Raw genomic sequence first — 14,485 nt, 5'->3', positions numbered from 1 at the left:
TGGAGGAGTCGAAGTAGCTGATGCATACCAGTGCGATGCTTGCCGGACTCCGCCCCGCTCGGGCTACGAAACCGGAACGGTCTCCGAGACCGTCAGGTCGATCGGGTAAGAGTCCGTGGCTAAGTATTGGCTAAGTAGCAGTGGCTACCAGACCCTCGGCGAGCGCTCGCATCGCGCGAGTCACCTCATCACCGGTCCGTGAACCGTGCGCAACGCTGATGAGCGCGGTACGCATAGCCCCGGTGAGTAGCTCAGCGACGGTGTGGGAGTCTGCGAAAGGCGTGCCAATCGGATCCTGGCGCGCGAGGAGCTCCGCGTAGTCCTCGGCGATGAGCTGAGCGATGACGCTGGACGCGTGGCCTCTCACCGGGGAGAGTGCCTGGTCGAGTGAGGGGTCGTCGATGGCGTAGAAGCGGCCCAGCTTCGGGCGGGCAGCGACGTCGGCGACCGCGGAGGTCATGGCGACGACACGATCGACGAAGCCGGACTCCGCGGCGTGGATGGCGGTCGCGGTGTCGATGAGTTCGCCGTTGATCTCTTCGTAGAGCTCACAGAACAGCTGCTCCCGGCCCTGCGGGAAGTAGGTGTACAGCGTCCCCTTGGCCGCTCCGGCCCGCTCTGCGATGTTCTCCACTGATGCAGAACCGTAACCAGCCTCGGCGAACACCTCGAGAGCGGAATCTAGGAGCGCTCTGCGGGTTTGAAGGCGGTTGCGCTCTCGCAGTGTCATCCTCGGCGCCTGCGTGTTCGTTCCCATGTCCGCTCCTTCCGTTCCGCCGCAGCGGGGCCGGCGCGAGTTCGATCCGGCGGTGCTGCCGGCGTCTCCTGCAGGCGGCCGCGTGTGCGTGCCGCGTCAGACCTCGACTGCAGCGATCGTATACGCGGCGCGTCGGTGCGCAGGCGCTCGGTGACTCACGGCGGCGCGTCTACGCGGTGGAGGAGATGGTGCGGCTGTCACCGCGAAACTCTGCGACCACTTCGGTGCCGCGCGTGACGCGCACGTCGTAGATGCCGTTGCGGCCGAAACGGGCCCGTTCGACGGCTTCGGCGACGAGGACATCCCCGGCCTTGGTCGGGCGGAGGTAGCGGATGTCGCATCGCGCGGCGACGGCGGAATCGCTGTAGCTGTTGCACGCCATGGCGAACGTGGTGTCGGCGAGGAGGAAGACGAATCCTCCGTGGGTGATGGCATGACCGTTGACCATGTCGTGCGTGACCGTCATCGACATCACGGCATGCCCGTCGCCGAGTTCGACCATCTCGATCCCGAGCTTCTGCGACGCGACGTCGGCGGCGAACATGGCGTGAGCCACTCGGTGTCGTTCCATGGCGCGCACTCTCCTGGGCAGGGGTGGATCGGAGGTTGGGGCCGGCGGGACACGGGGTCACGGGGTCGGTGACGCGCCCGTGACCCGCCGGGGTTTCAGAGCGCTATGCGCTGATCGTTCTGGGCGAACATCGTGACGCCGCCGGTGGCGAAATTGCGGACGTCCTTGCCTGCGGCGCGCATCTGCGGGGAGGCCAGTGCCGCCGCCAACGAGTCGGCATCGGCGAAGTGGAGGTACGCCACCGCGTAGTACGGGGGCTCCTTCCCGTCCATCGATTCGACCTTGCCCCAACTGAACTCGGTGAGCCCGGGAACGGCAGCAGCGAGCGGTACGTGCACGGAGGTGTAATGCTCGTCGAACGCAGCGTTGTCCTGCGGTGCGCCGTAGCAGATGACGATCCGTGAACTCATTTCTGTCCCTCCGGCTTCGCGACGAGGGTGAGCACGTCGTAGGTGGCGACCGGGTCGCCGTCCTGGTTGACCACCACTGCGTCCCACCGCACTTCGCCGTAGTCCGCGGACTGGCGGGGGGTGATGAGCTTCGCCGTCAGGGTCACCGTCAGCGAGTCCTCCGCCTTCACCGGGGAGAGGAAGCGGAGGTCGTCGACGCCGAAGTTGGCCAGCACCGGACCCGGATCGGGGTCGACGAAGAGTCCGGCAGCGAGCGAGACGACGAGGTAGCCGTGCGCGACGATGCCGCCGAAGAGCGGGTTCGCGGCTGCGGCCTCGGGGTCGGTGTGAGCGTAGAAGGTGTCACCGGTGAACTCGGCGAAGTGGTCGATGTCGGCGCGGGTGACCTGACGGGGTCCGCCGACGATGGTGTCGCCGAGCCGCAGCTCGCCGAGGTTCTTGCGGAACGGGTGCACGTCGCCGACGGTCTGCTCCGAGCCCGTCACCCACTTGTTCCCGATGCTGGTCAGCATGTCGGGCGTGGCCTGGATCGCGGTGCGCTGCATGTGGTGCAGCACTCCGCGGATACCGCCGAGCTCCTCGCCGCCGCCGGCGCGCCCCGGCCCGCCGTGCACCAGGACCGGAAGGGGAGACCCGTGACCGGTCGACTCACGGGCGTTCTCGCTGTTGAGCACGAGGATGCGGCCGTGGTACGGCGCCGATCCGAGCGTGACCTCGCGCGCGAGTGTCCGGTCCTTGGTGACCAGGGACGCCACGAGTGAGCCCTTGCCGCGGGCGACGAGGTCGAGCAGATCTGCGGTGTCCTCGTAACCGATCACCGTCGAGACGGGGCCGAAGGCCTCGATCTCGTGCGGTTCCGGTGCGGTCTTGTCACCGGCCGTCAGCAGGACCGGTGCCATGAACGCGCCCGGCCGGGGGTCGACGCTGTCGGGGTCACCGAAGACGACGGACGCCGACTTCGTCAGGCCTCGTACTGATTTGAGAACTTCGTCGCGCTGATCGATGCTGGCGAGGGCTCCCATCGTGACGCCCTCCTCGCGGGGGTCGCCGACGACGACGGCGCCCAGGCGAGCGGTGAGTGCCTCGACGACCGGGGTGAGCATGGCAGTGGGCACGAGTACGCGGCGGATGGCCGTGCACTTCTGGCCGGCCTTGGACGTCATCTCCTGGAACACGCCCTTGACGAACAGGTCGAACTCCGGATCCTGCTGCGTCACATCGGAACCGAGGATGGAGGCGTTGAGGGAATCGGCCTCGGCGGTGAAGTGCACACCCTCGCCGACCACGTTGGAGTGCGAGCGCAGGGACGCCGCGGTGTCGGCGGAGCCGGTGAACGCGACCGAGTCCTGACCGCCCAGATGGTCGATGATGCCGCGGGCGCTGCCACACAGCAGCTGGACCGAGCCTTCGGGGAGGATCCCGCTCTCGATGATTCTGCGGAAGACGAGTTCGGTCAGGTACGCCGTCTGGCTCGCGGGCTTGACGATGGTGGGAACGCCGGCGATGAAGGCGGGAGCCAGCTTCTCGAGGAACCCCCACACAGGGAAGTTGAAGGCATTGATCTGCACGGCGACACCGCGACGTGAGGTGTAGATGTGCTGACCGAGGAATGTGCCCTTCTTCCCCAACTGCTCTGCCGGCCCGTCCAGGTGGACGGTGTCGTTCGGTAGCTCGCGACGTGCCTTGCTCGCGTAGCTCAGGACCGTGCCGAAGCCGCCGTCGATGTCGACGCCGGAGTCACGCTTGGTGGCACCGGTGTGGGAGGACAGCTCATAGAACTCGTCCTTGCCCGCCAGCAGGGTCAGGCCCAGCTGCTTGAGCAGCGCGCCGCGCTCGTGGAAGTTCAGGTCGGCCAGGGCCGGTCCGCCGACCGTGCGCGCGTAGTCGATCATGGCGGCGACGTCGAGTCCCGTGGACGAGATCCGAGCGACCTCGCTGCCGTCGATCGCGCTGAGCAGCGGAGTCCCCGCATCGCTCGCAGCGAACCAACGCCCCTGTGCATAGCTTTCCAACATTGAGCTCACAACAATTCTCCGTCTCACCGTACGTTCGGTCGGTAATTACCATCGCCCCAGGAGCGCCCCCGTGTCAAGAGACCAGGTGCATGAAGCGAGCCGTGGATCCTGACCGCGACACGGCCAGTGAGCGGCGTCCTCCGGGTGCGCCGCAGCCGGTCAGCGGGCCTGGCGCCGCAGCCCGTCGAAGGTCAGCGCCACGACCGCATCGGCAAGTGCGTCGGCCGATCCTCCGGTCCTGGGCTTGTACCACTCGATCAACGAGTTGACCGTGCCGAAGAGCAGACGCGAGACCAGTGCGGGGTCGATGTCCGCCCGCAGGTCGCCCTCGCGGGCGGCCGCGACGACCAGGCCCGAGACGAAGGCGTCGAATTCTCGGCGGCGAACGAGTGCACGCCGCTCCACCTCGGTGTTGCCGCGGACCCTGAGCAGCAACGTCACGTAGGGCAGCTCGGCGACCAGGATCTCGACGCTGCGCCGCACCAGGTACTCGAGGCGGTCGATGTAGCGGCCCTCGGTGGCGCCGGTCTCGGTTGTCACCGCGAACAGTGCGTTCAGTGCGCGAGCGAGGGCGAGTTCGAGAAGTTCGGACTTGCCGGAGACGTGGTGGTAGATCGAGGACTTGGTGATGCCCAACCGGCCGGCCAGGACCTCCATCGACGTGCCGTCGTAGCCCTTGTCGTTGAAGACCTTCACGGCGACGGCCAGCAGGGAGTCGAGGTCGTAGCCGGGTCGTCCCGGCAGACCCGTCCTGCGCGGTGCACGTGCGGTCGTCATGACTCCATCCTCTCAGGTTCGCCGAGTTCGACGTGGCTTCACACCCCATCCGTGTCGTCAAGTCTTGCGTGACGACCGAATGTTCGGTTATTAATATAGGGTTGAATCGGCCGAAGGAGCACATGGTGGGTGAAGTATTTTTGGTGACGGGCGCTCGGACGCCACACGGTCGCTACGGCGGCGCGCTCTCAAGCGTGCGCCCGGACGACCTCGCGGGGATCGTCGTCCGCGAGGCCGTGCGACGTTCCGGTGTTCCCGCCGACGCGATCGACGAGGTCGTCCTCGGGGCCGCCAATCAGGCCGGCGAGGACAACCGGGATGTCGCTCGAATGGCAGCTCTGCTTGCCGGGCTACCGGACTCGGTGCCTGGCTACACCGTCAACAGGCTTTGTGCGAGCGGACTGACCGCGGTCGCCAACGCCGCGTCGACGATCCGTAGCGGCGAGGCCGACATCATCGTCGCGGGCGGCGTGGAGTCGATGACGCGTGCGCCCTGGGTCCTCGCCAAGCCCGGAACGGCCTGGGCCAAGCCCGGCGAGATCTTCGACACCGCACTCGGGTGGCGATTCACCAATCCGGCGTTCACCGCGCACGACGCCGACATCGCTGCCGGCGCTGGACCCGAGGTCCGCAAGGTCACGCTGTCGATGGGGGAGACCGCCGAGGAGGTCGCTGCGGCCGAGGGCATCACCCGCGAGGAGAGCGATGCTTTCGCCCTGCGCAGCCAGGAGCGCGCCATCGCCGCCGTCGACGCAGGACGCTTCGCCGACGAGATCGTCTCGGTACTGACGCGCCACGGCGACGTCACCGAGGACGAGACCCCACGACGCGGAACCACCGCCGAGAAACTGGCGAAGCTGAAAACCGTGTTCCGCCGGGACGGTGTCGTCACTGCCGGATCCGCGTCCCCCTTCACCGACGGCGCAGCGGCACTGGTCGTGGCCAGCGAGGCCGCAGTGCGCAAGTACGGACTCGAGGTCCGCGGACGCATCGTCACCAGCGCGAGCGCCGGCATCGCCCCCAACATCATGGGTCTCGGTCCCGTCCCGTCCACGCACAAGGCGTTGGCCCGCGCCGGCTGGAGCATCGACGACCTCGGCGCCGTCGAACTCAACGAGGCCTTCGCTGCCCAGTCCCTCGGCGTCATGCGTCAACTCAAGCTCGACGACACGATCGTCAACGCCGACGGCGGCGCCATCGCGCTCGGACACCCCCTCGGGGCTTCCGGCGCCCGCATTCTGCTGACACTGCTCGGCCGCATGGAGCGCGAGAAGGTCTCCCGCGGACTGGCGACCCTGTGCGTCGGTGTCGGCCAGGGTGTGTCGATGCTGATCGAGGCCCCGTGACCACCTTCGAGACCCTCGCCGTCGAGGAACGCGAGGACCGCGTGGTGGTGACGCTGGCACGCGAGAAGCAGCGCAACGCCATCGACGCCCAGATGATCTCCGAACTGCACGAGGTCTGCGCCGGTCTCGAGCAGCACCCCAGAGTGCTGGTGCTCACCGGACAGGGAGATCACTTCGCCGGCGGCGCCGACATCAACCAGCTCAGGGCGCGGACCCGCGACGATGCCTTGCGCGGAATCAACCGCAACCTCTTCGACCGCATCGCCGCGCTGGCGCTACCGACGATAGCCGCGGTCCGCGGATACGCCCTCGGCGGGGGAGCGGAGCTCTCCTACGCCTGCGACATCCGCATCGCCTCTGCCACGGCAGTGTTCGGAAATCCCGAACCCGGCCTGGGCATCATGGCCGCCGCCGGTGCCAGCTATAGACTCCCGACCCTGGTGGGCGTCTCGGTCGCCAAGCAGGTCCTCCTGGGCGCCCGCACCCTCGACGCCGACACCGCGCTGCGCACCGGTCTCGTGATGGCCGTCGTCGACGATCCGCTCTCCGCAGCGCACGAGCTCGCCGACCGCATCGCCCGGCAGGCGCCACTGGCACTGACTCTGACCAAGAAGATCGTCGACGCTCCGGGCTCGCATCCGTGGGCCGACGACATCGCTCAAGCCGTCCTGTTCGAGACCGAGGACAAACAACGCCGCATGACGGCATTTCTGGAGAAGAAGAGATGACCTATCCCCAGCACGTCGGCGTCGTCGGCGGTGGACGCATGGGCGCGGGCATCGCGCAGGTGTTCGCGACCCTCGGCTCATTGGTCACGATCGCCGAGGCCGGCGATCAGACAGCTTCCCTCGAACGGGTGGCCGACGGTCTCGCTCGGGCGCACGAACGCGGGAAGCTCGGCGGAGCGCTGCCCGCCGATGTCCTACGTCGCGTCTTTGTGGTGGGTGGACCCCACGAACTCGGCCGCGACCTCGATCTGGTCGTCGAGGCCGTCCCGGAGATCCCGGCCCTCAAGGTCGAGGTCCTGGCCGCCCTCGACGCCACGGTGTCCCCCTCGACGCTCATCGCCTCCAACACCAGCTCGATCTCCATCGCCGAGCTCGGCGCCGCGTTGACCGACCCGTCGCGGTTCGTCGGCATGCACTTCTTCAATCCGGTCCCGGCCTCGACACTGGTGGAGATCGTGCGAGCACCGGCGACCTCGCCGGACGTCGTCGACAGGGTGCGGCAGTGGGTGAGCGAGCTGGGCAAGTCCGAGATCCTGGTCAACGATTCCCCGGGTTTCGCCACCAGCCGCCTCGGCGTCTGCCTCGGACTCGAAGCCATCCGCATGCTGGAAGAAGGCGTCGCCGACGCCGAATCGATCGACCGAGCCATGGAACTGGGTTACAAGCACCCGATGGGGCCGCTGCGCTCGACCGATCTGGTCGGGCTCGACGTCCGCCTCGCGATCGCCGAGCATCTCGCCTCCACCCTCGGAGAGCGCTTCACCCCGCCGCAGCTGCTGCGCGACAAGGTCGCCCGCGGCGAGCTGGGCCGCAAGTCCGGTACCGGGTTCCACCGTTGGGAGAACGCATGAGCATCACCTTCTCGGTGACCGACGCACTCGCGACGATCACCCTCGCACGCCCCTCGGCTCACAACGCCCTCGACGCCGAGATGAAGATCGCCTTCAAGGACGCCGTCGACGCCGCGCGCGCCGACGACTCCGTCCGCGCCGTACTCATCACCGCCGACGGCAAGAACTTCTGCGTCGGACAGGATCTCGGCGAACACGTCGCCGCGCTCGACGCCGACCCGTCGACGGCGATGGACACCGTGGAGAACCACTACAACCCCCTCGTCCGGTCGCTGAACGAGCTCGGCGTCCCGGTCGTCGTAGCGATTCCCGGAGCCTGCGTGGGAGCGGGCTGGGGCATCGCGCTGGCCGGCGACATCCGCGTCGCCGGAACCTCGACGACCTTCGCCACCGCCTTCACCGGGATCGGTCTGGCCAGCGACTCCGGCCTGAGCCACGCACTCGTCGAATCCCTCGGCGCGAGCCGCGCAGCGGCGCTGTTCCTGCTCGGCGACAAGGTCACCGCCGGACAGGCCGAGACCTGGGGCCTGGTGCACCGAGTCGTACCCGACGAGGAGGTGCGCACCGCCGCCGAGACGCTCGCCGGCGCGCTCGCTGCCGGACCCACCGAGGCGTACCGGCAGGTCAAAGCTCTGGTGCGCGCCAATGCGACCGGCCTGTACGAGACGCTCGACCGGGAAGCCGCAGCGCAGACCGCACTGGGACAGACCTCCGACCACCGCAGCGCGGTGTCCGCCTTCCTCGCCAAGCAGAAGCCTGCGTTCACCGGGCGCTGAGCGCTCAAGAACCAACGATTCAGATTGCCTCTTGTGTGCCGTGCCACCCACGGCGCATACTGGAGTTACCAACCGATCATTCGGTAATGAAAGTGGGACATATGACCATGTCAGACGCACCGACCGTCGAGTCGTTGCAGGACACGTTCGACACAACGATCTCTGCGGAGCAGCGCGTCGAGCCCCGCGACTGGATGCCGGAGGGCTACCGCAAGTCGCTCATTCGCCAGATCGCCCAGCACGCGCACTCCGAGATCATCGGCATGCAGCCGGAGGGCAACTGGCTCACCCGCGCGCCGTCGCTGCGTCGCAAGGCGATCCTCATGGCCAAGGTGCAGGACGAGGCCGGACACGGCCTGTACCTGTACTCCGCCGCCGAGACTCTCGGCGCGGACCGGGCGGACCTGACGGTCAAGCTGATCGAGGGCAAGCAGAAGTACTCCTCGATCTTCAACTACCCGACGCTGACCTACGCCGATGTCGGCACGATCGGCTGGCTGGTCGACGGCGCCGCGATCTGCAACCAGGTGCCGCTGTGCCGCAGCTCGTTCGGGCCGTACGCACGCGCGATGATTCGCGTGTGCAAGGAGGAATCCTTCCACCAGCGTCAGGGATACGAGCTGCTCTCGACCATGATGCGCGGCACCGACGCGCAGCGCGCGATGGTGCAGGAATCGGTGAACCGCTGGTGGTGGCCGGCCCTGATGATGTTCGGACCGCCCGACGACGAGAGCCCCAACACCGAGCAGTCGATGAAGTGGGGCATCAAGCGCCACACCAACGACGAGCTGCGTCAGCGATTCGTCGACATGTCCATCCCGCAGGCAGAGGCGCTGGGAGTCACCTTCCCCGACCCCGACCTGGCATGGAACGCCGAGCGCAAGTCCTACGACTTCGGCGAGCCGGACTGGTCGGAGTTCATGCAGGTCATCAAGGGCAACGGCGCCTCGAACGTCGAGCGCATCGCCAACCGCCGAGCAGCCCACGAGGACGGCGCCTGGGTGCGCGAAGCCGCCACCGCGTTCGCCGCACGTGAGCGAAGGATCGCAGCCTCATGACCGAGTTCACCGCCGAGGGCGGCCACGGCGCAGTCCCCACCGAAGGTGTCCCCACCAAGCCGGAACCGGCTGCGGTGAAAGCGGACTGGCCACTGTACGAGGTGTTCCTGCGAGGCAAGCGCGGACTCAACCACGTCCACGTCGGGTCCCTGCACGCGGCGGACGATCACATGGCACTGCGCCATGCGCGCGATGTGTACACCCGCCGCAACGAGGGCGTGAGCATCTGGGTGGTCCCGTCCAACTCCATTGTCGCGTCCTCGCCGGCGGAGAAGGACCCCTTCTTCGCCCCCAGCGGCGACAAGGTCTACCGCCACCCCACGTTCTACGAGATCCCCGACAACGTCCCCCACATGTGATCGCCCGACCACGAGGATTGACAGGAACCCAATGACTGACCACGACAACGCCTACGAAGGTCTCGTCGACGAGAACTCGCACGGGCAGTGGGCGTTCGGGACCAGCTTCGACGACCCGCTCGCCGGCGTCGACACCACCGTCCCCGACGATGTCGACCTCGGGGCACTGGCGGCGTACTGCCTCATGCTCGGCGACGACGCCCTCATCAGCGCGCAGCGCCTCGCGCAGTGGGCCACCCGCGCCCCCGAACTCGAGGAAGAGGTCGCGCTGGCCAACGTCGGGCTCGACCTGCTCGGACAGGCCCGACTGCTCCTCGCCCGCGCGGCGGCAGCGGACACCTCGCTCGTCCCCGTCGTCTCCGACACCTCACCCGCGCCCGCGGAGGATGCGTTGGCGTTCTTCCGCTCCGACGCCCAGTTCCGCAACGTCCGCCTCACCGAGCTCGACAACGGCGACTTCGCGAAATCCATCGTGCGCATGCTCGTCTTCACCACCTGGCGGCTCGCGGTGTTCACCCGCCTGCAGACCTCACGCGACCCGGTTCTCGCCGCCGTCGCCGCCAAGGGCGTCAAGGAACTGACCTACCACCGCGACTACTCGGCGCGCTGGGTCGTCACCCTCGGATGCGGGACCGAGGAGTCCCAGCGGCGGGTACGCGACGCCCTCGACTTCGTCTGGCCCTACGTGGGGGAGCTGTTCGCCCCCACCGACGAGGAAATCGCGCTCGCGGCAGTCGATGTCGCTGTCGATCCGCGCACTGTGCGCGAGGAGTTCGACTCCGTCCTGACCCAGGTCTTGAAGGCAGCAGAGCTCGAAGCACCACAGGGACGATCCGTCGGCACCATCGGCGGCCGAGCAGGACGCCACGGAATCCACACCGAAGCCATGGGACCCCTGGTCGCCGAGATGCAGGTCGTCGCACGGGAACACCCGGAGGGAGTGTGGTGATGACACTCGACGAGACGACCAGCACGACCGATCTGACCACCACCGAAGCGCGCAAGATCGCGGCCACCGTGATGGACCCGGAGATGCCGCTGCTCACGCTCGACGACCTGGGCGTCCTGCGCGAGGTCGAGGTCCGCCGCGACGGCAGTGTGCTGGTCACCATCACCCCGACGTACTCCGGATGCCCGGCGATGGCCACGATGCGCGACGACATCGAGCACAAGCTCCTCGACCACGGCTACACCGACGTCGAGATCATCACCAGCCTGACGCCCGCATGGAGCACGGACTGGATCTCCGAGGACGGTCGCCGAAAGTTGCGAGAGACCGGCTACTCCGTGCCCGGTCCCGCCCCGGCGCGCACGACCGGCCCGGTTCCCCTGACTCTGACGGTCAGGCCCCGGCTGATCGACTGCCCGCAGTGCGGGTCGTCTAACACCCGATTGACCTCCGAGTTCGGCGCCACCCTGTGCAAAGCGCAGTACCGATGCGACGACTGCCTCGAACCGTTCGACCACGTGAAGGAAATCTGATGACCGTCACCGACGAACCCGTCGTCACCCCGAGTCGTAAGAAGGCCTTCCACACCCTCACCGTCGCCGACGTCGAGAGCCTGTGCGACGACGCCGTCGCGGTCACCTTCGACGTCCCCGAAGACCTGCGCAGCGAATTCGACTTCCGCCCGGGACAATCGGTGATGCTCAGCCGCACCGTCGACGGCGTCGAACACCGACGCTCGTACTCCATCTGCGCCCCCGCCGGCGAACGCCCCCGCGTCGGGGTACGCGAAGTCACCGACGGCCTCTTCTCGTCGTGGCTCGTGCACGAGGTCAAGCCCGGCGACCGCATCGATGTCCAGGGACCGTCGGGCACCTTCCACGCCGACCCCGCCGCCGGCGGCAGGCACGTCCTGATCGCCGCCGGGTCCGGCATCACCCCCATGCTGTCCATCGCCGGATCCGTTCTGGCCAACCCGGACGCGGAAGTCGTACTCCTGTACGGCAACCGGCGCACCCGCTCGGTGATGTTCGCCGAAGAGATCGCCGATCTCAAAGACCGCTACGGCGCGCGCTTCGACGTCATCCACGTGCTCTCCCGCGAACCCCGCGAAGTCGAGCTCTTCAGCGGCCGACTCGACGCCGAACGCCTGCGAGCAATCCTCGCCGCCGTCGTCCCCACACCGGAGATCGACCATTTCTGGTTGTGCGGACCCTTCGGCATGGTCAACGACGCCCAGGACGTGCTCTCGGAGTTGGGTGTGCCCAAGAGCAGCATCCACCACGAACTGTTCTACGTCGACGATGTCCCGCCGCCGCAGGAGAAGCACCGTGAACCCGGCGTCACCGGCCCGAGCAGCGAAGTCACCATCACCCTCGACGGCCGCAGCGTCACCGGCACCCTCCCACAGGACGAGTCGATCCTCGACGCCGGCGAACAACTGCGCTCCGACCTCCCGTTCGCCTGCAAGGGCGGTGTGTGCGGCACCTGCCGCGCGAAAGTCACCGGCGGCGAGGTCGACATGCGCCGTAACTACGCGCTCGAGGACAACGAGGTCGCAGCCGGCTTCGTCCTCACCTGCCAGACCTTCCCCCTCAGCGACACCGTGACCGTCGACTTCGACGCCTGACACCGGAGAACAACACATGACCAGCGTGATGGCCACCCCCACCGACACACCCGACATCGAATTCGCGTCGCGTGATCGCATCTCCACCCTTCAACTGGAGCGACTGCAGTGGTCACTGCAGCACGCCTACGACAACGTCCCGCACTACCGGTCGGCCTTCGACGCGGCGGGAGTGCACCCCAGCGACCTGAAAGATCTGTCGGATCTGGCGAAGTTCCCCTTCACCGTCAAAAGTGACCTGCGCGAAAACTACCCGTTCGGCATGTTCGCCGTACCGCAGGACAAGGTGTCACGCATCCACGCATCCTCCGGAACCACCGGTCGCCCGACCGTTGTCGGTTACACCGCCGGCGACCTCGACAACTGGGCGAATCTGATCGCCAGGAGCCTGCGCGCCGGCGGCGTCAAGCCGTCCGACAAAGTGCACATCGCGTACGGATACGGGCTCTTCACCGGTGGTCTCGGCGCGCACTACGGCGCGGAACGACTCGGCTGCACCGTGATCCCGATGTCCGGCGGAATGACTGAACGTCAGATTCAACTCATCCAGGATTTCGAGCCCGACGCGATCATGGTCACCCCGTCGTACATGCTCACCATCGTCGACGCGATGATCAAGAAGGGCATCGACCCCTCCACCACCTCACTCCGGACCGGCGTCTTCGGTGCCGAGCCGTGGACGGAGGAGATGCGCAAGGAGATCGAGAAGACCCTCGACATGGACGCGGTGGACATCTACGGCCTCAGTGAGGTCATGGGCCCGGGTGTCGCGATGGAATGCGTCGAAACCAAGGACGGGCTGCACATCTGGGAGGATCACTTCTATCCGGAGGTGATCGACCCGGTCACCGGTGAGGTATTGCCCGATGGTGAGGAGGGTGAATTGGTGTTCACCTCGCTCAGCAAGGAAGCGATGCCGGTGATTCGCTACCGCACGCGTGATCTCACGCGACTGCTTCCGGGTACCGCGCGTACGATGCGCAGGATGCAGAAGGTCACCGGGCGCACCGATGACATGATCATCCTGCGTGGGGTCAATCTCTTCCCGACGCAGATCGAAGAACTCATTCTGACTGTGCCGTCGCTGGCACCCCAATTCCAGTGTGTCCTCGACCGAACCGGGCGCATGGATTCCTTGACCGTCCTGGTCGAGTCTCGACCCGACGCCGCGGCAGATACCCGCGTGGCCGCCGCGAGCATCCTGAAGAAGCTGGTTAAAGACCGCATCGGCGTGAGCGTGGAAGTCGATGTCGTCCCACCGGCGGCGCTGGAGCGGTCGATCGGCAAGGCTCGGCGCCTGATCGACAACCGTCCGACCGTGTGAAGTGTCGGTGACGGTGGAAGCCACGGATGACTTCGAGCAGTGGCGAGAGCACGTTTCGAACGCTTTCGTACCGCTCGATGCCGTCTCTGTCGGCGCTGCCCGGTTCGAAGGCAGCGTCGGATCCGCGTCACTCAGGTCGTTGAAACTCAGCGAGGTCGCCGGACGTCAGGTCGACGTCCGGCGCACTCGTGCCACCATCCGTTGCGCCGACCCGGGCCTGATCAAGGTCGGGATGCAGCTCACCGGGCACGGAGTCATCACCCAGCACAATCACCGAGCTGTGCTGGCACCGGGCGATTTCGCGGTCTACGACACCCGGGAGCCCTACGACCTCCGGTTCGACGGAGACTTCTCGATGTTCGTTCTGATGTTTCCCCGCGACCGGCTGCGCATCGGTGCACAAAGGCTCACTGACATCACCGCTCGTCGTATCGACGGCAATCACGGACTCGGGCAACTGATGTCGACCTTCCTCGCCGGCCTTCGCCGAAGCCTCGCCGACGGTTCCCTCCCGACCACCGCGATGTTCGAGGACGCGATTTTCGACCTGCTCGGCGCGACACTGGAGGCTGAAGGCGCGCACACACCACCAGGTTCGGTGCTCCTGGTCGAAGCCGAGTCGGTCATCGATTCGACGTTGGCCGACCCGTCCTTGTCGACGGCGGCCATTGCTGCTCAACTACATATCTCGACGCGCTATCTGCAGAAACTGTTCGAGGCGGAAGGGCGCACGGTGTCCGGGTGGATCCGCGGTCGTCGGCTCGAGCAGTGTCGTCGAGACCTGTCGGACCCTCGACTACGACCGGACAGCATCGCGACGATCTGCGCCCGGCACGGACTGCCCGACCAGTCGTCGTTCTCGAAACTCTTTCGTGCCGCCTACGGAGTGTCGCCCAGCGACTACCGCGCCGACCCACCCGCCGTTTGATCTGTTGGA

The 14,485-nt window shown here is 67.0% G+C and carries 16 protein-coding genes; 11 read left to right on the top strand and 5 right to left on the bottom strand.

Going from position 1 to position 14,485, the window contains the following annotated elements; genetic code table 11:
* Positions 1–130: 130 nt before the first annotated feature.
* The 5 genes from RU01_RS23110 to RU01_RS07640 form a co-directional block, all read right to left on the bottom strand.
* Positions 131–757, bottom strand: a complete 627-nt coding sequence (locus tag RU01_RS23110) for a TetR/AcrR family transcriptional regulator (RefSeq protein WP_082042962.1) — start codon at positions 755–757, stop codon at positions 131–133.
* Positions 758–926: 169 nt separating this feature from the next.
* On the bottom strand, positions 927–1,328 hold the full coding sequence (gene paaI, locus RU01_RS07655; RefSeq protein WP_042573947.1) for a hydroxyphenylacetyl-CoA thioesterase PaaI: 402 nt from the start codon (positions 1,326–1,328) through the stop codon (positions 927–929).
* A 95-nt stretch (positions 1,329–1,423) separates the two neighbouring features.
* Entirely contained in the window at positions 1,424–1,738 is a 315-nt protein-coding gene (locus RU01_RS07650) for an EthD family reductase (RefSeq protein WP_042573946.1), read from the bottom strand.
* The gene (gene paaZ / locus RU01_RS07645; RefSeq protein ID WP_042573945.1) at positions 1,735–3,762 is read right to left on the bottom strand and encodes a phenylacetic acid degradation bifunctional protein PaaZ; all 2,028 of its coding nucleotides are present in this window, start codon (positions 3,760–3,762) and stop codon (positions 1,735–1,737) included. The genes RU01_RS07650 and paaZ overlap by 4 nt, the downstream gene beginning before the upstream one ends.
* Positions 3,763–3,912: 150 nt before the next feature.
* Positions 3,913–4,530, bottom strand: a complete 618-nt coding sequence (locus RU01_RS07640) for a TetR/AcrR family transcriptional regulator (protein WP_042573944.1) — start codon at positions 4,528–4,530, stop codon at positions 3,913–3,915.
* A 125-nt stretch (positions 4,531–4,655) separates the two neighbouring features.
* On the opposite strand from RU01_RS07640, the gene RU01_RS07635 reads away from it, so the two are divergent.
* The 11 genes from RU01_RS07635 to RU01_RS07585 all read left to right on the top strand — a co-directional run bounded on the left by RU01_RS07635 (position 4,656) and on the right by RU01_RS07585 (position 14,476).
* On the top strand, positions 4,656–5,876 hold the full coding sequence (locus tag RU01_RS07635) for a thiolase family protein (RefSeq protein ID WP_197074713.1): 1,221 nt from the start codon (positions 4,656–4,658) through the stop codon (positions 5,874–5,876).
* On the top strand, positions 5,873–6,604 hold the full coding sequence (locus RU01_RS07630) for an enoyl-CoA hydratase/isomerase family protein (RefSeq protein ID WP_042573942.1): 732 nt from the start codon (positions 5,873–5,875) through the stop codon (positions 6,602–6,604). Before RU01_RS07635 ends, RU01_RS07630 begins: the two co-directional genes overlap by 4 nt.
* Complete coding sequence (locus RU01_RS07625; protein ID WP_042573941.1) at positions 6,601–7,455, top strand: 3-hydroxyacyl-CoA dehydrogenase family protein; 855 nt, start codon at positions 6,601–6,603, stop codon at positions 7,453–7,455. Before RU01_RS07630 ends, RU01_RS07625 begins: the two co-directional genes overlap by 4 nt.
* A complete protein-coding gene (locus RU01_RS07620) occupies positions 7,452–8,231 on the top strand; it encodes an enoyl-CoA hydratase-related protein (protein ID WP_042573940.1) in 780 nt (259 codons plus the stop codon). Before RU01_RS07625 ends, RU01_RS07620 begins: the two co-directional genes overlap by 4 nt.
* Before the next feature lie 101 nt (positions 8,232–8,332).
* Entirely contained in the window at positions 8,333–9,289 is a 957-nt protein-coding gene (paaA, locus tag RU01_RS07615) for a 1,2-phenylacetyl-CoA epoxidase subunit PaaA (RefSeq protein WP_042573939.1), read from the top strand.
* Complete coding sequence (gene paaB, locus RU01_RS07610; protein WP_042573938.1) at positions 9,286–9,648, top strand: 1,2-phenylacetyl-CoA epoxidase subunit PaaB; 363 nt, start codon at positions 9,286–9,288, stop codon at positions 9,646–9,648. Before paaA ends, paaB begins: the two co-directional genes overlap by 4 nt.
* Positions 9,649–9,679: 31 nt before the next feature.
* Entirely contained in the window at positions 9,680–10,597 is a 918-nt protein-coding gene (paaC, locus tag RU01_RS07605; protein ID WP_042573937.1) for a 1,2-phenylacetyl-CoA epoxidase subunit PaaC, read from the top strand.
* A gap of 71 nt (positions 10,598–10,668) precedes the next feature.
* Positions 10,669–11,130 (top strand): 1,2-phenylacetyl-CoA epoxidase subunit PaaD, encoded by a 462-nt coding sequence (gene paaD, locus RU01_RS07600; protein WP_442970474.1) that lies wholly within the window; start codon positions 10,669–10,671, stop codon positions 11,128–11,130.
* Positions 11,130–12,224 carry a 1,2-phenylacetyl-CoA epoxidase subunit PaaE gene (gene paaE / locus RU01_RS07595; RefSeq protein WP_042573936.1) on the top strand — a complete coding sequence of 365 codons (1,095 nt, stop codon included), beginning with the start codon at positions 11,130–11,132 and terminating at the stop codon, positions 12,222–12,224. Before paaD ends, paaE begins: the two co-directional genes overlap by 1 nt.
* A 16-nt stretch (positions 12,225–12,240) precedes the next feature.
* Positions 12,241–13,548, top strand: coding sequence for a phenylacetate--CoA ligase PaaK (gene paaK / locus RU01_RS07590; RefSeq protein WP_042573935.1), 1,308 nt, complete (start codon positions 12,241–12,243; stop codon positions 13,546–13,548).
* A 13-nt stretch (positions 13,549–13,561) separates the two neighbouring features.
* Positions 13,562–14,476: a helix-turn-helix domain-containing protein gene (locus tag RU01_RS07585; RefSeq protein WP_231568630.1), complete on the top strand. Its 915-nt coding sequence runs from the start codon at positions 13,562–13,564 to the stop codon at positions 14,474–14,476.
* Positions 14,477–14,485: the final 9 nt, after the last annotated feature.

Source organism: Rhodococcus sp. MEB064, assembly GCF_000834565.1.
Lineage (GTDB): Bacteria > Actinomycetota > Actinomycetes > Mycobacteriales > Mycobacteriaceae > Rhodococcoides.
The sequence above is the reverse complement of the archived record's forward strand: the minus strand, read 5'-3'. Positions and strand labels throughout refer to the sequence as shown.